The following is a 19182-nucleotide window of genomic DNA, read 5'->3' on the forward strand; positions in this document are numbered from 1 at the left end:
ACTAACCTATTGGCAGCAAGGTGATTTCCATGACGGAACAAGTATCCACAAGCAGGTGCGATTCACCGCTACTTCAGGCATTCGTCGACAATCGACTGATTCTGGTCAAGATTGCAGCCCGCATTACCGGCTGCCGGTCACGCGCCGAAGATGTGGTGCAGGATGCGTTCTTCCGACTGCAATCGGCGCCGCCGATAACGTCGTCGATCAAGGCCCAACTGAGTTATCTGTTCCAGATCGTGCGCAATCTGGCGATCGATCACTACCGCAAACAGGCGCTGGAGCAGAAGTACGCCGGCCCCGAGGAGGAAGGGTTGAACGTGGTCATTCAGGGCGCTTCGCCGGAAACCTCGCACATCAACTTCTCGACCCTGGAACACATCGCCGACGCACTGACCGAGTTGCCGGTCCGCACCCGCTATGCATTCGAGATGTACCGTCTGCACGGCGTGCCGCAGAAGGACATCGCCAAGAAACTCGGTGTGTCGCCGACGCTGGTCAACTTCATGATTCGTGATGCGCTGGTGCACTGCCGCAAGGTATCCGGCAGCCGCGCCGAGGCCATGTCCGCGAACCGTCGCTGATAAAAATCGGCCCAAAAAAAGATCGCAGCCTTTGTCGAAAGGCAGCGATCTTTTTTGTTTTCAGGGAAATGTCACACCAGCGTGCAGCGGTCGAAAAACCGCTCGCGACCAAGGATCATCAGCGCCGCGCGCTTGTGCGGGAAGTCGAACTCCTTGTCGCAATGGAAGCACTGATTGTGCATATGGCCGATCATCTTCGCGTTGTCGGCACGCGGTTCGGCGACCACTCGCTGAGTACGCGGATCATCCAGGAACAGGTAGTGCACCAGCGCCGACAGCCAGCTCGCCACCTTGTGCGGGCCGCGATGGTCTTCTTCCCCGACCAGCATGTGGATGCCGCGATCGTAATTGTCGGCATCGTAGAACGGCGCGATGCGGTCTTCCTTGGCCCAGTAAGCTTCGAAATAGGCAAACGGCTGATCATCGAAACAACCGATCAGGGTCAGGGTGTGCGGATCGGCGTCAAGCTTGCTCAGGTAATCGCGATGCTGTTCGAGGCTGCCCTCTTCCTGCCAGAAACTGGCGACTCGCGGACTGTTCTGCCAGCGATTGAAACGCGCAAGATCCTGCTCGATTTCCACCGTTCGCAGGGAAATCCAGGCACCGAGACGCGCATCGAAACGCCGGTAAACCTCACCACGCGGCTTCACCGGTCGCAGCGGATGACGCTTGCCGTTACTGATGACCATCTGCTGCGGATAACTGCCCGTCAGCGAATTGCCCAGCCACGGTTGCGGCAGTTGCCAGAACAACGTGCGCTCGCAGCGATATTCACCCGCCACTTCAGTGCCCACCAGCAAACCGCTGCGCAAGGCTTCGGTTGGCGCCTGATCCAGTTGCCAGATCAATTGCTGACACGCCGGATCACGAGCAAACAGCCAATAACAGGCCGCCCACAACGCCTGGCCTGGCGGCAGCGCGTAGCGTTCATCGATCTGGATCGGCCCCTGGCCTTCGCGATCAAGGCGCAGGCGAATCAGCGGTTGCCCGTCCAGGCTCAGGCTCAGACGGCTTTCGGTGGCATCGGCTACCAGTTGGCTGCCCGAAGGCAGGGCCAGGGCAGTCAGGTCATTCAGATTGGACATGGGTCGGGCTCACGGTAATCGTCGACAGTTCAACGATGGGACGTGAGCCGGGGCGGGAAATTTAGGCCTGGCGCGAAAAACCGTCGGTCATTGATGCGGTACCGGCACCACCGCAATCTTGTACGGATCGAAGATCTTCAGCATCTGCCCGTTGTCGCGCAGGCCCTGCAGCAGCTTGCCGAACGCTTCGCCGGTGATCGGCGCCTTCGGACTGAGAATCGCGTAGTGGTGGTAGATCTGGTCGATACGCTGGGACACCAGCAACTCGTCGCGCACTTTTTCGTTGCGCAGCAGGTAATCGAACAAATACGAGCGAGTGACCAGGGCAATGTCTGCGCGCCCGCGCAAGACCATCAGCAGGTTGCTGTCGTGGGAATAGGTCAGCGTGGCGCTGTACGCCTCCGCGAGGTATTTGGGATCGGCGTTGAAGTTGGCGAACTCATAGTGATAGCCGCTGTACAGCGCCAGCCGTTTTCCCTTGAGATCGGCGAAGTAATTCTGCTGGCGTCCGGGCTTGTTCTGCGCGACGAAAATCTCCGCGTCCTCCAGGCCCATGTCGACGGTGGCGTGGGGAATGTCTTTCCAGCCCCACTCCGGGTTTTCGAAGATCGCCATGTCGGTGCGACCATCCTTGAAATCACCGAACCGGCGAGGAATCGAGGTGGGCACCAGCTCGAAACGATAGTCGCTCTGGGCGCTGTTCAACGCCGCGACCAGTTCCGGCAGCAGGCCGGTGTCGGCGCCGTTTTCCGGGCGAATGGTGTAGGGCGGAAAATGCGCCGCGCCCACCCGAACCACTTGCGCCGCCGGAGCAGGCAATACCCATAATGCAGCCAGCGCTGCGAGCATCAGCCCGGCGGCCGTCCGAATTGGCGAAGACTTCAAAACACCCCACTCCCCGAAAAAGTACCGATCATTGCATTCAAGCTAGGCGGTTTCGCCCAGTTAGCCAGTTTCCCGGTCCGATAGAAAGCGTCTAGCGCTCTTCGAGTACCAGAATCAGCGCTTCTTCGGCCAGTTGATCCAGGCTCAGGCTGCCGCCGGCGCGGAACCAGGTGGTGGTCCAGGACAATGCGCCCGTGAGAAAACGTCGGGTAATGAACACGTCGCCACGGATGAAACCTGCCTCTTTGGCCTCGCCCAGCACTTGCAGCCAGAGGTCTTCGTAGATGTCGCGCAGCGCCAGCACTTTGGCCTGACCGTCTTCGGACAACGAGCGCCATTCATACACCAGCACCGCCATCGCTTCGCCGCTGCCGCCCATGATCGACTGCAATTCGCAGCGGATCAGCGCCAGCACCCGCTCGCGCACATCGGCGGCGTCAGCCAGGGCTGCGCGCATCAGCGCAGTGTTGTAGCGGATGGTTTCTTCCATCACCGCCCGCAGGATTTCATCCTTGCTCTTGAAGTGATGAAAGATGCTGCCGGACTGAATCCCCACGGCACCGGCCAGATCGCGCACTGTGGTGCGCTCATAGCCTTTGTTGCGGAACAGGTGGGCCGCCACTTGCAGCAGTTTGCCGCGAGCGCTGTCCGGATCGGTCAGCTGGCCGGCATCGACCAGTTCACGCATGACCCTCAGGGCTTTTTGCTCGTCCACCCGTTCTCTCCTACAGTCGATCAGTCAAATGCGTCATACCCCGCAGAAACGGCGGGGTTGCGCGGGCAATTTAAGCCGCCGGCGGTGACCAAGCAAGCGCTTGGGCAGAAGATAATTTCGCCTGTTTACAAACCAAGCGCTTGCTTGGTAGCCTCGATGCACTTCTGTCACAGGTTCCTGAGTCGGAGATCAAAATGCCCACCACGGTTCGCATCGGATGCGCCAGCGCATTCTGGGGAGACACCTCGACCGCCGCCGCACAGCTTGTGGCCGGAGGACAGCTGGATTATCTGGTCTTCGACTATCTGGCTGAAATAACCATGTCGATCATGGCTGGCGCGCGCATGAAGGACCCGCAGGCGGGATTTGCCGGCGATTTCATCGAAGTCCTCGCGCCTCTGTTGCCGCAACTGGCCGAGCAGAAAATCCGCGTCATCAGCAATGCCGGCGGGGTCAATCCAAAGGCCTGCGCCGCCGCGCTGCAAGCGGCCTGCGACAAGGCCGGCGTGGCGCTGAAAATCGCCGTGCTGTCGGGCGATGACCTGCAACCGCACTTCAAACAACTCGCCTCCCAAGGCATTACGGAAATGTTCAGCGGCGCCCCGCTGCCGCCGATGTGCGTGTCGACCAACGCCTACCTCGGCGCGCCGGGCATCGTCGAAGCGCTGCGTCTGGGGGCCGACATCGTGATCACCGGCCGGGTGGTCGACAGCGCAGTGGTCAGCGCTGCGCTGGTGCATGAATTTGGCTGGTCATGGCACGACTACGACAAACTCGCGCAAGCCGCCCTGGCCGGGCACATCATCGAATGTGGCGCGCAATGCACCGGCGGCAATTTCACCGATTGGCGCGATGTGCCGGATTACGAGCACATCGGTTTCCCGATCGTCGAAGTCAGCGCCGACGGCCAGTTCATCGTCAGCAAACCCGAGGGCTCCGGCGGGCTGGTCACCCCCCTGACCGTAGGCGAACAGATGCTCTACGAAATCGGCAATCCGCAGGCCTATCTGTTGCCCGACGTGGTCTGCGATTTCAGCCAGGTCAAACTCCAGCAACAGGGCAAAAACGCCGTGCGGGTCCACGGTGCCAAAGGCCTGCCGCCCAGCGACCAATACAAGGTCAGTGCAACCTATCCGGACGGTTTCCGGTGTACCGCCAGTTGCCTGATAGCCGGGATTGACGCGGTGGAAAAAGCCCGACGCGTCAGCCAGGCGATCCTCGACAAAACCTCGGAAATGCTCGACCACAAAGGCCTCGGGCCATACACCGAAACCCACGTCGAACTGCTTGGCAGCGAAGCCACCTACGGCCCTCACGGTCAGCGCCGGGACAGTCGCGAAGTGGTGATCAAACTCGCCGTGCGCCACCCGAACAAACAAGCGCTGATCCTGTTCTCCCGAGAAATCGCCCAGGCCGCGACCGGCATGGCGCCGGGGCTGACCGGCATCGTCGGCGGACGGCCGACGGTGTATCCGCTGATCCGGCTGTTCTCCTTCCTGATCGACAAAAGCGCCTGCACATTGCAGATCGACATCGCCGGCGAATCTCACCCGTTCGCCCTGCCCGCCCCCGCCACCCTCGACAGCCAGGATCTGCCACTGCCCCACGAAACGCCCAAACCCCAGGGCCGCGCCGATGCGAGCGTGCCGTTGGTCAAACTGGCGGTCGCGCGCTCCGGCGACAAGGGCAATCACAGCAACATTGGCGTCATGCCACGTCGTCCCGAATACCTGCCGTGGATCGCCGAAGCACTGACCCCGGCGGTGGTCGTCGACTGGATGAGCCATGTCCTCGACCCGATTCACGGTCGGGTCGAACGCTGGTATCTGCCCGGCACCCACAGCCTCAACTTCCTGCTGGAAAATGCCCTTGGTGGCGGCGGCGTGGCGAGTTTGCGCATCGACCCGCAAGGCAAGGCCTTCGCCCAACAACTACTGGAAATCCAGATCCCGGTGCCGCAGAGCATCGCCGAACAGTTCGACTAGAGGATTGGCACCATGGCGTATGAATCGATTTTCAGGGCCGATCTGTTCAGCGGCCAGACCGTCATCGTCACCGGGGGCGGCAGTGGCATCGGGCGTTGTACCGCCCACGAACTGGCAGCGCTCGGGGCCAACGTGGTGCTGGTCGGACGCAAGCCGGAAAAGCTGCAAACCGTCGCCGCTGAAATTGCCGAGGATGGCGGGCGCGCCCACTGGCAGGTCTGCGATATCCGTGACGAAGAGGCGGTGAAGGCGCTGGTCAGCGAGCTGATCCGTGAACACGGGCCGATTCACGGACTGGTCAACAATGCCGGCGGCCAGTACCCGTCGCCACTGGCCTCGATCAATCAGAAGGGTTTCGAAACCGTGCTGCGGACCAATCTGGTTGGCGGTTTCCTGATGGCTCGGGAAGTGTTCAACCAGTCGATGAGCAAACACGGCGGCAGCATCGTCAACATGCTCGCCGACATGTGGGGCGGCATGCCCGGCATGGGCCACTCCGGCGCTGCCCGTTCGGGCATGGACAACTTCACCAAGACGGCGGCGTTCGAATGGGGTTATGCCGGTGTTCGGGTGAATGCGGTGGCGCCGGGCTGGATCGCTTCCAGCGGCATGGACACTTACGAAGGCGCGTTCAAAGCCGTGATCCCGACCTTGCGCGAACACGTGCCGCTCAAGCGTATCGGCACCGAATCGGAGGTCAGCGCGGCGATCGTGTTTCTGCTCAGCCCGGCAGCCGCATTCATCAGCGGCAGCACCTTGCGCATCGATGGCGCGGCCAGCCTGGGCAGTCGCGCCTGGCCGTTGCACAAGGCGACCCACAGCGAACCCTTCAATGGTTTTCACCGGGCCTGCATGCCCGACGTTTTGAAGGACAAGGAGTAAGCCATGCCGCAGATCCAGTCCCGGCTCGACCCGCACAGCGAAGCCTTTGCCCGCAACCGCGCAGCGATGCTCGCCGCCATCGAGCAAGTCCGGCAACTCGAACAGAACCTGCTGAACAAGGCCGCCGAAGCCAAACCGAAATTCGACAAACGCGGACAATTGCTGCCCCGCGAACGCCTGAATCTGTTGCTCGACCCCGGCGCGCCATTCCTCGAACTGGCGAGCCTGGCCGGCTACAAACTGCACGACGACAAGGACGGCAGCTCGGCCGGTGGCGGCTTGATCGCCGGCATTGGTTACGTGTCCGGCGTGCGCGCCTTGATCGTGGCGAACAACAGCGCGATCAAGGGCGGGACGATTTCCCCGTCGGGCCTGAAGAAATCCCTGCGCCTGCAACAGATCGCCCAGGAAAACAAACTGCCGGTCATCACCCTCGCCGAAAGCGGCGGCGCCAACCTCAATTACGCGGCGGAAATTTTCGTCGAAGGCGCACGCAGCTTTGCCAATCAGGCGCGGATGTCGGCCATGGGTTTGCCGCAGATCACCGTAGTTCACGGTTCGGCCACCGCTGGTGGCGCCTATCAGCCGGGGTTGTCGGATTACGTGGTGGTGGTGCGCGGCAAGGCCAAGCTGTTTCTTGCCGGCCCGCCGTTGCTTAAAGCAGCGACCGGTGAAGTCGCCACCGACGAAGAACTGGGTGGCGCCGAGATGCACGCACAAGTCGCCGGCACCGCCGAATACCTGGCCGAAAACGATGCCGATGGCGTGCGTCAGGTGCGGGAAATCGTCAGCCTGCTGAACTGGAACGAGCAAATACCGTGGCTGCCCGAACCGCAATTCAAGGAGCCGCTGTATCCCATCGACGAACTGCTCGGGCTGATCCCGGACGACCCGAAAAAACCTTACGACGTGCGCGAAATCATTGCGCGGATCGCCGATGAATCGCGCTTCCTGGAGTTCAAGGGTGAGTTCGACCAGCAGACCGTTTGTGGCCACCTGAAAATTCAGGGCCGCGCCTGCGGTTTTATCGGCAACAACGGCCCGATCACGCCCAACGGCGCGAGCAAGGCGGCGCAGTTCATTCAGCTCTGCGACCAGAGCCAGACACCGCTGCTGTTTTTCCACAACACCACCGGGTTCATGGTCGGCACCGAATCGGAACAGCACGGGGTGATCAAGCACGGCTCGAAACTGATCCAGGCCGTGGCCAATGCGCGAGTGCCGAAACTGACGATCGTGGTCGGCGGCTCCTACGGCGCGGGCAACTACGCGATGTGCGGACGCGGTCTCGATCCGCGCTTCATCTTCGCCTGGCCCAACAGCCGCACCGCCGTGATGGGCGGCGCTCAGGCCGGCAAGGTGCTGCGCATCGTCACCGAAGCCAAGCAGTTGAAGGACGGCCTGGTGCCCGACCCGAAAATGCTCGACATGCTGGAGCAGGTCACCGCGCAGAAACTCGACAGCCAGTCCACCGCCCTCTACGGCAGCGCCAACCTGTGGGACGACGGGCTGATCGATCCGCGTGACACCCGCACCCTGCTCGGCTATCTGCTGGACATCTGCCACGAAGCCGACATCCGCACGTTGCAACCCAACAGCTTCGGCGTCAGCCGGTTCTGATCGCCACGGATTAAAGGAGAACAATAAAAATGATCTTCACCCCGGAACACGAAGCCCTGCGCCGCACCGTCCGCCAATTCGTCGAGCACGAGATCAACCCGCACGTCGATGAATGGGAAAAGGCCGGGCGCTTTCCGATCCACGAGATTTTCCGCAAGGCCGGCGACCTCGGTCTGCTGGGGATTTCCAAACCGGAAAAATTCGGCGGCATGGGCCTGGATTACAGCTATTCGATCGTCGCCGCCGAAGAGTTCGGCACCATCCACTGTGGCGGCATTCCAATGTCGATCGGCGTGCAGACCGACATGTGCACTCCCGCCCTCGCCCGCTTCGGTTCCGATGAATTGCGCGAAGAGTTTCTGCGCCCGGCGATCACCGGCGAGCAGGTCGGCTGCATCGGCGTCTCGGAAGTCGGTGCCGGCTCCGATGTCGCCGGGCTCAAGACCACCGCGCGCAAGGACGGCGACGACTATGTGATCAACGGCAGCAAGATGTGGATCACCAACTCGCCCAGCGCCGACTTCATCTGCCTGCTGGCCAACACCTCGGACGACAAGCCGCACGTCAACAAATCGTTGATCATGGTGCCGATGAACACGCCGGGCATCAGCCTCAGTTCACACCTCGACAAGCTCGGCATGCGCAGCTCGGAAACCGCCCAGGTGTTTTTCGACAACGTGCGCGTGCCCCAGCGCAATCGCATCGGCCACGAAGGCGCCGGGTTCATGATGCAGATGCTGCAGTTCCAGGAGGAACGTCTGTTCGGCGCGGCCAACATGATCAAAGGCCTGGAATATTGCGTCGACAGCACCATCGAGTACTGCAAGGAACGCAAGACCTTCGGCAACGCGCTGATCGACAACCAGGTGATCCACTTCCGCCTCGCCGAATTGCAGACCGAAATCGAATGTCTGCGGGCGCTGGTCTATCAGGCCACCGAGCAATACGTGAAAGGTCAGGACGTCACCCGACTGGCGTCGATGGCCAAGCTCAAGGCCGGGCGTCTCGGCCGCGAAGTCAGTGACAGTTGCCTGCAATACTGGGGCGGCATGGGCTTCATGTGGGACAACCCGGTGGCCCGTGCCTATCGCGACGTGCGACTGGTGTCGATTGGCGGCGGCGCCGACGAAATCATGCTGGGCATCATCTGCAAACTGATGGGCATCCTGCCGGGGAAAAAGAAATGAGCGCCCTGCCCGATTGCCAGACGCTGCTGCTGGAACGGCACAACGGCGTATTGCACATCACCCTCAATCGCCCGGAATGCCGCAACGCCATGAGCCTGCAAATGGTCGCCGAGCTACGCGCAATTCTGGCCGCTGTGCGCGATGACCGTAGCGTGCGCGCCTTGGTGCTCAGCGGTGCCGGCGGGCATTTCTGCGCCGGTGGCGACATCAAGGACATGGCCAACGCCCGCGCCCAGGGCAGCGATGCCTATCGCGAGCTGAACCGAGCCTTCGGGTCATTGCTGGAAGAAGCACAGCACGCGCCGCAAGTGCTGATCACCGTGTTGCAGGGCGCTGTGCTGGGGGGCGGCTTCGGGCTGGCCTGTGTCAGCGATATCGCCATCGCCGATCATCAGGCGCAGTTCGGTTTGCCGGAAACCAGTCTTGGTCTGCTGCCGGCGCAGATCGCGCCGTTTGTGGTGCAGCGCATCGGCCTGACCGAAACCCGCCGCCTGGCCCTGACCGCCGCCCGCTTCGACGGCCACCAAGCACGACGCCTGGGGCTGGTGCATTTTGTCGAGCAGGATCCACAGGCGCTCGCCGAGCGGCTGGATGAAGTGCTCGACCATGTCCTCTGCTGCGCTCCCGAAGCGAATGCCGTGACGAAAAAACTGGTGCTGGCCAGTGCCGGCCAGCCGTCAAGTGAACTGCTGGATGAAGCGGCGCAGTGGTTCAGCGAAGCGGTGACCGGTGCCGAAGGAATCGAAGGCACGATGGCGTTTGTGCAAAAGCGCAAACCGAGGTGGGCCTCTTAAAAAACATCGCGGGCAAACCCCGCGATGAGGCCCTTCCATTCACCGCCAACATTCAGGAAAAACCACCATGCCCGCCCTCCACAAGATCCTGATCGCCAACCGCGGTGAAATCGCCTGCCGCATCCAGCGCACCGCCCAGGCCCTCGGCTATCGCACGGTCGCCGTTTTCAGTGATGCCGACGCCGATGCACTGCACGTGCAGATGGCCGATCAAGCGGTGAACATCGGCCCGGCGCCGGTGCTGCAGTCCTACCTGAATATCCCGGCGATCCTCGACGCCGCCCGGCGCAGCGGTGCCGACGCCATACACCCGGGCTACGGCTTCCTTTCGGAAAATGCCGAATTCGCCCGCGCCTGCGAACAGGCCGGCCTGACCTTCATCGGCCCCAGCGTCGAAGCCATCGAACTGATGGGCAGCAAACGCCAGTCGAAAATCGCCATGCTCGCGGCCGGTGTGCCGTGCATCGCCGGCTATCAAGGTGCGGATCAGGACGACGCGACCCTGACCCGTGAAGCCGAGCGCATCGGTTACCCGCTGATGATCAAGGCCAGCGCCGGCGGTGGCGGACGCGGCATGCGGCTGGTGCACAGCGCCGAAGAGCTGCCGGCGCAATTGCGCACAGCACGCTCGGAAGCCTTGAACGGATTCGGCAGCGATGAACTGATCCTCGAACAGGCGCTGATCGAACCGCGCCATGTCGAAGTGCAGCTGTTCGGCGATCACCACGGCAATCTGATCTACCTCGGCGAGCGCGACTGCTCGATTCAGCGCCGCCACCAGAAAGTCATCGAAGAAGCGCCGTGCCCGGTGATGACCGAAGAACTGCGTCAGGCGATGGGCGAAGCGGCGCTCAAGGCCGGGCGTGCGGTGAACTATGTGGGCGCTGGCACCGTGGAATTTCTGCTCGATGCCCGAGGCCAGTTCTACTTTCTGGAAATGAATACCCGGCTGCAGGTCGAGCACCCGGTGACCGAACTGATTACCGGATTGGATCTGGTGGCGTGGCAACTGTCAGTCGCCGAAGGTCAGCCGCTGCCGCTGACCCAGGCGCAGGTGAAACTCGATGGCCACGCGATGGAAGTGCGCCTCTACGCCGAAGATCCGGCCCAGGGTTTTCTGCCGCAGACCGGGCGTGTCGAAGCCTGGGCGCCGGCGCTGGATCGCGGTGCGCGGATCGATCACGGCCTGATCGAAGGGCAGTCGATCTCACCGTTCTACGACCCGATGCTCGGCAAACTGATCGCCCACGGCGCCACCCGTGAAGAGGCGCGGCGCAAACTGTTGTGCGCAGTTCAGGACAGCGTGTTGCTGGGCGTGCAGAGCAATCAGCGGCTGCTGGCCAGCCTGTTGCAGCATCCGCAGTTCATCAGTGGGGAGTTCGGCACCGGGTTCATTGCGCAGCACTTTGCCGACCACGACTGCCTACGCGCCTGTTTGCCCAGTGCCGAAGTGCTGGCCTTGGCGGCGGCGCTGTTTTACCTGTGCGCCGCACAGCAACACCGCACCCCGTTGTCGGGATGGCGCAACAACGCCAGTGCGCCGTTGCTCTATCGCATCGGCCTCGACGCCCGCGACTGGAACGTGCAACTTCGCACCCGTTCAAATAATGCGTTTGAAGTGCAGGTCGCAGAACGTGTCATCGAACTCAGACTCGTCGAACACACTGCCGGAGCCGTGACGCTGGAGATCGATGGCCTGCGCCAGCGCCATGCCTATCGCCTGCGCGACGAGCAGCTCTGGCTGTTCACCCACCCCGGCAGCCTGCATCTGGTGGATCGAACTCATGCGGTGATCGACAGTCAGACCAGCGTCAGTTCCGGCACGTTGAAAGCCCCGATGGATGGCGCCATCATCGAAGTGCTCGTCAGCGAAGGCAGCCCGGTCAGCAAGGGCCAACTGCTGGTGGTGCTGGAGGCGATGAAAATGGAGCACCCGCTCAAGGCCGGCATCGACGGCGTGCTCAAGCGGGTGCAGGTCAAGGTCGGCGATCAGGTAAAAAATCGTCAGGTTCTGTTGCAGGTCGAGTAGTCGCCGCGCGCATCCGCAAGGTTTGACTACGCTCTGAATAATCAGGACGCGGAAATCAGGAAACCTGCGATGCCCCATTGGCTGGTCATAGATCTGGAAGCCACCACCGATGAGGGTGGCTGGCCGGTTACGGAAATGGAGATCATCGAGATCGGCGCGACCCTGGTGGATCGCGCCGGTCGCGAGCAGGATCACTTTCAGCGCTTCGTCAAACCGACGCGGCGCCCCTTGTTGACGCCGTTTTGCCGCGAACTCACGCACATCACCCAGGCCAACATCGATGCGGCGCAGCCGTTGAGCGACGTCTGGCCGGCGTTCGAGCGTTGGCTTGGCCAGCATCGGACGCGCCTTGAAGGCTGGGCCAGTTGGGGCGATTACGACCGCAAGCAGTTGCTTCAGGAATGGCAGCGGCTGCAACTCGACAGTGCCCTGAGCCGGGTGCCGCACATGAACCTCAAACAGCGCTTCGCCAAGGCCCGACGCCTCGAGCGGCCGCTGGGGCTCAATGGCGCGTTGCAACTGGCGGGCATGCAGTTCACCGGTCAGCAGCATCGAGCGCTGGAAGATGCGCGCAATACCGCCCGCTTATTGCCGTTGGTGCTGCCGCTCTAGCGCAGGTGACGGCGCCATAAGCCTTGTGCATACTGGCCGACCCTTTTTGACCCTTTTAAGCCCTTTTCAAGAGGAATCGCCCATGTTTAAAGTCAACGAGTACTTCGACGGCACCGTCAAGTCGATCGCTTTCGGCACTGCTGAAGGCCCTGCGACCATCGGCGTCATGGCCCCGGGCGAATACGAATTCGGCACCAGCCAGCGTGAAATCATGCATGTGGTCTCGGGCGCACTGACCGTCAAGCTGCCGGACAGCGCCGATTGGGAAACCTTCGCCGCGGGCAGCCAGTTCAACGTGCCAGCCAACAGCAAGTTCCAGCTGAAGGTGGCCGTCGACACCGCTTACTTGTGCGAATACCGCGGCTGAAACACCGGTTTCCTGCGCTCATGAAAAATGCCCGTGTCGAAGGACACGGGCATTTTTCGTTTCCGGCGGGTTATTCGAGGATTTCCACCGGCATGCCGACTTCAAGCCGGCCGTTGCTGTCGTTGACCAGGTTCTGGCCGAACATCGCGCCGTCGGCCTGGGCACGGGTCTTCTGCAGGGTCGCCAGTGGTTCGCGGTCTGCGCTGCGCTCACCGGTCTGCGGATCGATGGTGGTGAGAATGCATCGCGAGCAGGACTTGACCACGCGGAACTCGACCTCACCGATACGAATCCGCTTCCAGCCGTCCTCGGCGTAGGCGTCACTGCCTTCGATCACCAGATTCGGCCGGAACCGCAGCATTTCCAAAGGTCGCCCGACTTCCTGCGACAAGTGTTGCAGCGAGGCCTCGCCAATCAGCAGCAGCGGAAAGCCGTCGGCGAATGCCACTTGATCGTCGTCCTTGCCATAGCCGGCCTGCGTCGCACGGGCGCGCTCCAGCGGCACTTGCACCAGACGCGTCGGCTTGCCGATGAATTCGCTGACCCAGCGGGCCGCTTCCTCGCCGGCATCCGGTACGCGCAAGGTATCGCGCCAGATGGTTACGCCACGCAGGTCGTCGTCACCGCCGGGCAAGGCGACATCGATTGCCGAATGCCCCGCCGCGCTGAGCGTCAGGCCGCCAGTGGCATTCCATAGCGCCGACAGCTGGCTCATTTTCGCTTCGGCACGCTGGGTCAGGAACCGCCCGCTGGCCTCGTCCACCAGCATCCAGCGTCGGTCGCCCTCAAGCCCCAGTTTGTCCAGGCCGATCCTTTGCAGGACCTCGCCCTTTGCGGATTTCAACGGGTAACGATAAAGCGCGCTCAGACGCAGCATGGCCAGCTCCCTGGTGGGTCAAAAACGCCACCCTATACGAGCTTTGTCAGCGAATCAAAGGCTGACGCGGGGTCAGCCTCGAAAGGTTGATCAGGCCGGTACTTCGTCGAGCATCAGACGCTGGCGCACCACGTCGACCAGTTTGTCCGGCTGGAACTTGGAGAGGAAATTGTCGCAACCGACCTTCTTCACCATCGAATCGTTGAAACTGCCGGACAGCGAAGTGTGCAGCACCACATACAGGCCACGCAGGCGCGGGTCGTTGCGGATTTCGGTGGTCAGGCGATAGCCGTCCATCTCCGGCATTTCGGCGTCGGTGAACACCATCAGCAGTTTGTCGGTCATGTTCACCCCGGTGTCCGCCCAGGCCTTGAGCATGTTCAAGGCTTTAAGGCCGTCGCTGGCGATGTGCATCTTCACGCCCAACTGGCCGAGGGTGTCGCGCAATTGCGAGAGCGCCACGTTGGAGTCGTCCACCAGCAACACTTCGCGGCCACGGGCGCGTTCCAGCACCGGATCGTCCAGTTTGTCGCGAGAAACCTTGGCGTTGTACGGCACGATTTCGGCGAGGACCTTCTCGACGTCGATGATTTCCACCAATTGGTCGTCGACCTTGCTGATGGCGGTCAGGTAATGCTGTCGACCGGCACTGGTCGGCGGCGGCAGGATGGCTTCCCAGTTCATGTTGACGATGCGATCCACGCCACCGACGAGGAACGCCTGCACCGAACGGTTGTATTCGGTGACGATGATCGTGCTGTTCGGGCCCGGCACCAGCGGGCGCATGCCGATCGCCTGGGACAGGTCAATCACTGGCAGCGTCTGGCCACGCAGGTTGACCACACCGCAGACAAACGGGTGACGCTGGGGCATCAGGGTCAGCTTCGGCAGTTGCAGAACCTCCTGAACCTTGAACACGTTGATCGCGAACAATTGGCGTCCGGCCAGTCGAAACATGAGAATTTCCAGGCGATTCTCACCCACCAGTTGCGTGCGTTGGTCTACCGTGTCGAGAATGCCGGCCATCAATGACTCCTGGGCTTGTTCTGATGAATTCACTATTGGGGGTTATCGGCTGAATCTGGCGGATCTTGATCCCGTCACAAATCACCAACAAAATGCCACGAGCGGGCATTGATGTCACATTAACATCATGCTTTACTGGCCCGGTGAAATCATCTGCTACATTCTCTTCGGCGCGACCTCGGTTTGCGCGACAGGTTCCCGTGCCTAAGGGAATCCCCTAGTAACAATCAGGCCCAACCTGATGTTCGCGATATCCAATAGCCATTAATGTGACGCCATTCTCATTGCATGAACGGAGTCAGGCTATTGTGTGCGATCGCAGTTCAGTGGAAACACATCCTCTTGAAACCCCAGGTCCGTGCGGATGCACACCGGGGCGCGGTCTCGCGACGGTTCATGATCGTCGACACACACGGCATTCCCTCATCAGACATGACGTGGTGGAGATAAGCATGCCGAACGACCGTAGTGATTGGGCGCAGCGGTTCCCCGAATTCCTTGTCGAGGCCGAAACGCTCCTGGCCAAGTCTGAAGAATGCCTCAGCCACCTGCAGTTGATCAGCAATGACAAGGACGCCATCGACTGCATGCTCAGCACCCTCCTGAAGCTTGCGAACAAGGCCGATGCCCTGTCACTGGAGGCGGTGTCCGGATTTTCCCTGCACCTGCATGGCTTGCTCACCCAGGTACAGGATCACGTGGATTTGCATGCGCAGGCCCTGGAAGCACTGAAAGAGTGCTTCACCCTGATGGCCTGGCAACTGGAACTGGTTGACCCACGCACCGGCCAGCTTGCACTGGATGAAAGCGAACAGGCATCGCTCATAGAAGCCTTTGCCTGTCAGGTCGGACAGGCTCACTTCCAATTGCCGCTCAATGGCAAGCCGATGTCCCTCGTCACCTGGTCGGAGCACCAGGCGTAACGAGATACACCATGGGTTGTTCAGGCCCGTCAGTTCTCGCAGTCGTATGTCGCAATTGAATAGTTCATACCTGCCCGCGACCTCTTCCAATAAATAATTACGAGCGATGAATGCGGACTATCCTCTACGGATGTCAGGGTTTTCCTGTGTAAAAGAAAACTTGCGGTTGCATCGCTAATTATCGAGTCAGGTACTTCAACTTTTCCATAATGGAACCGTCGTCCAACATGGCCTGTTTCCTGACTCTTTGGACATATAGGGCAAACGCGACCAACGGTATGTTAAGTGGTATTATGCCGCCCGTTAGTTGTTTCAGTTAATGGCAATGTGACTTCAATGATCGGTCTCCAGCGAAATTGGCGCTCAATTATCGATCACTGAACCGTCTTTGAAATCAACAACCTGAATGACAGTTTTCCAGACAGAGACCGCCAGCCCTTCTGACCGGTCTGCCCGCAGCGAACATCCATTGGCTCCATCCGCTATGTACGCCAGCCTCAAGTCAATCACCACATGGCCTCCCTCCCGAGAAAATGCCCGCAGGTTCACACTCCTGTTGTGCACGGCTTCGGCCTTGGGCAGCCTGTTGTGCTATGGCTTCTCTGCGCCGTTGCCGCTCGGCCTGCTGCTGATCAACGTGGCGGCTGCCGGCTGTGTCTGGACCCAACATCGTCTGTCGCGCAAATCCATCAAGTTCCAGCCTCAGGAACTGGCCGACCGTTTGCTGGAAGTCCAGGAAAACGAGCGCCATCGCCTGAGTCGTGAACTGCATGACGATATCGGCCAGCTGCTGACCGCCGCCAAGCTGCAAAGCGAATGGCTCAAGCGCCGCCTGCCCGCAGATATGCAGGAACACTGCTCGGCCCTTTGCGAGACCCTGGAAGAAACCCTCAACAAGGTTCGCGACGTCTCGGCCATTCTCAATCCGCGGCAGTTGACCAGCCTTGGCCTGGAAGCAAGCCTGCGGGCGCATTTGCTCAAGGTATTGGCCAATACTTCGGTGCACTGGAGTCTTGATTGCCAGCAGCGCCTGAATGGAATCCCCGAAGAAATGGCGGTCGCTGCCTTTCGCATCACTCAGGAAGCGGTCACCAACATCCTTCGCCATGCACAGGCCAAAAACCTGTTGATCCGCATACAACGCCTGCCGCAGGGCCTGACCCTGCTGATCAGCGATGATGGCCTGGGCTTTTCCCCGGCAGCGAATCCGGGGCGCGAAGGACAACGGGGCATGGCCGGAATGGCCGAACGGATCGAACAACTGGGCGGCACACTGAGCGTGACCAGCGAGCCGGGCAAAGGTACTCAAATCGAAGCACTATTCCCCTGGGCGCCCCGTGCACTCGAGCGGGCCAGTACGAATAAGGTTATGCGTTGACTTGTAACTTACTTCTGGTGGATGACCACTCGCTGATCAGGGCCGGCGTACGCGCCCTGGTGCTGGATATTCCCGGTTATGCGGTGATCGGCGAGGCCAATGACGGCTCGCAGCTGCTCGAGATGGTCGAGCAGCTGTCTCCCGATATCGTATTGCTGGACATTTCCATGAAGGAAACCGGCGGACTGGAAGCCCTCCAGCGGCTCAGACGCGTACGCCCGCACGCCAAAGTGCTGATCCTCTCGATGCACACCGACCCCGCGCTGATCATGCAGGCGCTGGAGTCCGGCGCTCACGGCTACCTGCTCAAGGACACCACGGCCACCGAGCTCGAACATGCACTGGAAGCACTGCGCAACAACGAGCGCTACTTGAGCCCAGCCATCGCCCACACCGTGATCAATCAGGCGCTGACACGCAACCTCAAGCAGCAACCGGAAGTCACCGAGTCGCACAACCTGACAGCACGCCAACTGGAAATCCTGCGTCTGATCGTACGCGGCAAGTCCACACGGGAAATCGCCAATGGTCTGGGCTTGAGCATCAAGACGGTCGAAACTCACCGCTCGCAGATCATGAAACGCCTGCAGATCTACGATGTGGCGGGCCTGGTGCTGTTTGCCGTGCGGGAACAGATCATCAGTCTGGACGACTGAGCCGGGTCGTTGCGCTCAACAGCGGCGAGTCCTTGGGCAAATGCACACGCAAGGCTGCGGGGCGCGCCGCAAACCGCAGACTGTCGCCCTCCAGTGGCTCACCGTCGAGATTGATGCAAAGCCCTTCGGCAACCTTGATTTCAACCCACGGCAAACGGGTGCGCACGAACATGTTGTCGATGCCGAACCCGTCGCTGAGCAGATTTTTCAGCGTACCGACCAATTCCTGCGGCGCCGGCAGAATGCTGATATCCAGAAGACCGTCATCCACCAGCGCTTCCGGGCACAACACATGCCCGCCACCGGCCTGGCGACCATTGCCGATCCCCAGCGCCAGCAGCTCGCCACGCCAATGAAAATCCGGTCCCTGCAACTCGCCGTAGGCGGCATGCAGTTCACTGAACCGCGATAAACCGGTAAACAGGTAAGCCGCGCCGCCCAGCACTTTTTTCAGATCTTCCGACGTGTTGGCCGTCACCTGACTGCCGAACCCGCCGGTGGCCATGTTCAGGAATATCTGCCCGCCGACTTCACCCAGATCGATGTCATGGGCGTGCGCCTCAAGCAATTCGAGCGCTTCGGCCGGTTCCAGGGGTATAGCGGCCGCACGGGAAAAATCATTGGCGGTTCCCAGCGGCAACAGCACCAGACTGGCCTTGCCTGGCTGCGCCGCCAGCGCTTCGGCGATATCACGCAGGGTGCCATCTCCACCACCGGCGATGATCTGACGGTATCCCGCCGCCAACGCCTCTTCCACCAGACGCTGGGCATCGCCGGCCTCCCAGGTCAGGCGCACGGCCAGTTCCCAGCCCTGTTTACGCTTGTTCTCGACAGCGGCACGAACCGCCTCGTTGAGTGCCTGCTTGCCATGCAGAATCAACAATGCCTTGCGTTCACTCATTACGGTCACTCCCGGAATTGAATCAGTACCGGACATCTTGACCCTCAACGCGGGTAAAAAAGTCGCACACCTTCCAATTAATTCCTGACGCTCGTCCTGCCCGTCCTACATATCGGTAATTTTTCGTACAGAACGTAAGGAATCGGCTCAATTGACCCGGCCAGGTCATTGGTACAACGTGTGTCGGCGTTAGAGATCTTCAATTCAATTACACAAGGATGTGCATGTAATGAGTGGATACAGTTTCAGGATTTTCGATTTCTTGCATTCCGGCATTTGCCAACAGCCCTCAATGGCCACAGGTGGACATTTCCATGCAAAGCCATGAAGCAAGACTATCCGTGAGTCCGGTTGCCTCTCTCTCCGAAAGTCGCGCCAGTCTCAAAGACGAATTCAAATGCAGCGCCAGAAATGCTGGAGAAAGCGATATGGAGCCGCGTGTCACCGAGCTGGAAACTCACCTGAAGTACATTCGACGCGATATGGACGAAGTCAGGGGAGACGTCAAAGCCATCAAACATCGCCTGGCCTACTCGGCAGGCGCGACAACGATGGTGCTCGGACTGTTGGGCTGGATTGCCAACAGCCGGTTCGATCAACTGCTTACACTGCTCAGCCGTTGATCAGTTGAAAGGCAGGCACCGTTAAGCGACAGTGCCTGCCTTTCATATGCCTG

At 60.8% G+C, this 19182-nt stretch carries 18 protein-coding genes and 2 pseudogenes; 14 read left to right on the top strand and 6 right to left on the bottom strand.

Going from position 1 to position 19182, the window contains the following annotated elements:
• Window positions 1-29: 29 nt before the first annotated feature.
• On the top strand, window positions 30-584 hold the full coding sequence (locus tag I5961_RS19550) for an RNA polymerase factor sigma-70 (protein WP_227233114.1): 555 nt from the start codon (window positions 30-32) through the stop codon (window positions 582-584).
• Between the two features lie 71 nt (window positions 585-655).
• Here the strand turns inward: I5961_RS19550 and I5961_RS19555 are convergent, their stop codons facing one another.
• The 3 genes from I5961_RS19555 to I5961_RS19565 form a co-directional block, all read right to left on the bottom strand.
• Complete coding sequence (locus I5961_RS19555) at window positions 656-1669, bottom strand: GNAT family N-acetyltransferase (protein ID WP_227233115.1); 1014 nt, start codon at window positions 1667-1669, stop codon at window positions 656-658.
• A gap of 87 nt (window positions 1670-1756) precedes the next feature.
• The gene (locus I5961_RS19560) at window positions 1757-2554 is read right to left on the bottom strand and encodes a substrate-binding periplasmic protein (protein WP_227233117.1); all 798 of its coding nucleotides are present in this window, start codon (window positions 2552-2554) and stop codon (window positions 1757-1759) included.
• A 91-nt stretch (window positions 2555-2645) separates the two neighbouring features.
• Entirely contained in the window at window positions 2646-3269 is a 624-nt protein-coding gene (locus I5961_RS19565; protein WP_007955773.1) for a TetR/AcrR family transcriptional regulator, read from the bottom strand.
• Window positions 3270-3463: 194 nt separating this feature from the next.
• On the opposite strand from I5961_RS19565, the gene I5961_RS19570 reads away from it, so the two are divergent.
• From I5961_RS19570 to I5961_RS19605, 9 genes and pseudogenes are all read left to right on the top strand, one after another.
• Window positions 3464-5254, top strand: coding sequence for an acyclic terpene utilization AtuA family protein (locus I5961_RS19570; RefSeq protein ID WP_227233118.1), 1791 nt, complete (start codon window positions 3464-3466; stop codon window positions 5252-5254).
• A 12-nt stretch (window positions 5255-5266) separates the two neighbouring features.
• A complete protein-coding gene (locus I5961_RS19575; RefSeq protein WP_227233120.1) occupies window positions 5267-6136 on the top strand; it encodes an SDR family oxidoreductase in 870 nt (289 codons plus the stop codon).
• Between the two features lie 3 nt (window positions 6137-6139).
• Entirely contained in the window at window positions 6140-7756 is a 1617-nt protein-coding gene (atuC, locus tag I5961_RS19580) for an acyl-CoA carboxylase subunit beta (RefSeq protein ID WP_227233121.1), read from the top strand.
• Window positions 7757-7785: 29 nt separating this feature from the next.
• Window positions 7786-8943, top strand: coding sequence for a citronellyl-CoA dehydrogenase (atuD, locus tag I5961_RS19585; RefSeq protein WP_085700109.1), 1158 nt, complete (start codon window positions 7786-7788; stop codon window positions 8941-8943).
• Window positions 8940-9737: an enoyl-CoA hydratase/isomerase family protein gene (locus I5961_RS19590; RefSeq protein ID WP_227233123.1), complete on the top strand. Its 798-nt coding sequence runs from the start codon at window positions 8940-8942 to the stop codon at window positions 9735-9737. Before atuD ends, I5961_RS19590 begins: the two co-directional genes overlap by 4 nt.
• A 67-nt stretch (window positions 9738-9804) precedes the next feature.
• Window positions 9805-11280 (top strand): annotated as a pseudogene (locus tag I5961_RS19595) (acetyl/propionyl/methylcrotonyl-CoA carboxylase subunit alpha); the annotation flags it as partial.
• 135 nt (window positions 11281-11415) lie between these two features.
• A pseudogene (locus tag I5961_RS28870) lies at window positions 11416-11766 on the top strand (acetyl-CoA carboxylase biotin carboxyl carrier protein subunit); the annotation flags it as partial.
• A gap of 69 nt (window positions 11767-11835) precedes the next feature.
• Entirely contained in the window at window positions 11836-12378 is a 543-nt protein-coding gene (locus tag I5961_RS19600; RefSeq protein WP_085700103.1) for an exonuclease domain-containing protein, read from the top strand.
• 82 nt (window positions 12379-12460) lie between these two features.
• A complete protein-coding gene (locus I5961_RS19605) occupies window positions 12461-12745 on the top strand; it encodes a pyrimidine/purine nucleoside phosphorylase (protein WP_085700101.1) in 285 nt (94 codons plus the stop codon).
• Between the two features lie 70 nt (window positions 12746-12815).
• On the opposite strand, the gene I5961_RS19610 is transcribed toward I5961_RS19605, so the two are convergent.
• The gene (locus I5961_RS19610; protein WP_227233126.1) at window positions 12816-13622 is read right to left on the bottom strand and encodes an MOSC domain-containing protein; all 807 of its coding nucleotides are present in this window, start codon (window positions 13620-13622) and stop codon (window positions 12816-12818) included.
• A gap of 90 nt (window positions 13623-13712) precedes the next feature.
• Window positions 13713-14648 carry a chemotaxis protein CheV gene (locus I5961_RS19615; RefSeq protein ID WP_003226705.1) on the bottom strand — a complete coding sequence of 312 codons (936 nt, stop codon included), beginning with the start codon at window positions 14646-14648 and terminating at the stop codon, window positions 13713-13715.
• 452 nt (window positions 14649-15100) lie between these two features.
• On the opposite strand from I5961_RS19615, the gene I5961_RS19620 reads away from it, so the two are divergent.
• The 3 genes from I5961_RS19620 to I5961_RS19630 all read left to right on the top strand — a co-directional run bounded on the left by I5961_RS19620 (window position 15101) and on the right by I5961_RS19630 (window position 17605).
• Entirely contained in the window at window positions 15101-15571 is a 471-nt protein-coding gene (locus I5961_RS19620) for a hypothetical protein (protein ID WP_085700097.1), read from the top strand.
• Window positions 15572-16055: 484 nt separating this feature from the next.
• The gene (locus I5961_RS19625; protein WP_227235622.1) at window positions 16056-16949 is read left to right on the top strand and encodes a sensor histidine kinase; all 894 of its coding nucleotides are present in this window, start codon (window positions 16056-16058) and stop codon (window positions 16947-16949) included.
• Window positions 16946-17605 carry a response regulator transcription factor gene (locus I5961_RS19630; RefSeq protein WP_085683400.1) on the top strand — a complete coding sequence of 220 codons (660 nt, stop codon included), beginning with the start codon at window positions 16946-16948 and terminating at the stop codon, window positions 17603-17605. Before I5961_RS19625 ends, I5961_RS19630 begins: the two co-directional genes overlap by 4 nt.
• Here the strand turns inward: I5961_RS19630 and yegS are convergent.
• Window positions 17589-18506, bottom strand: coding sequence for a lipid kinase YegS (gene yegS / locus I5961_RS19635; RefSeq protein WP_227233127.1), 918 nt, complete (start codon window positions 18504-18506; stop codon window positions 17589-17591). The genes I5961_RS19630 and yegS overlap by 17 nt on opposite strands.
• A 314-nt stretch (window positions 18507-18820) precedes the next feature.
• Between yegS and I5961_RS19640 the strand changes: the two genes are divergently transcribed.
• On the top strand, window positions 18821-19129 hold the full coding sequence (locus I5961_RS19640) for a hypothetical protein (protein WP_227233129.1): 309 nt from the start codon (window positions 18821-18823) through the stop codon (window positions 19127-19129).
• Window positions 19130-19182: the final 53 nt, after the last annotated feature.

The organism is Pseudomonas sp. IAC-BECa141, assembly GCF_020544405.1.
Classification (GTDB): Bacteria; Pseudomonadota; Gammaproteobacteria; order Pseudomonadales; family Pseudomonadaceae; genus Aquipseudomonas.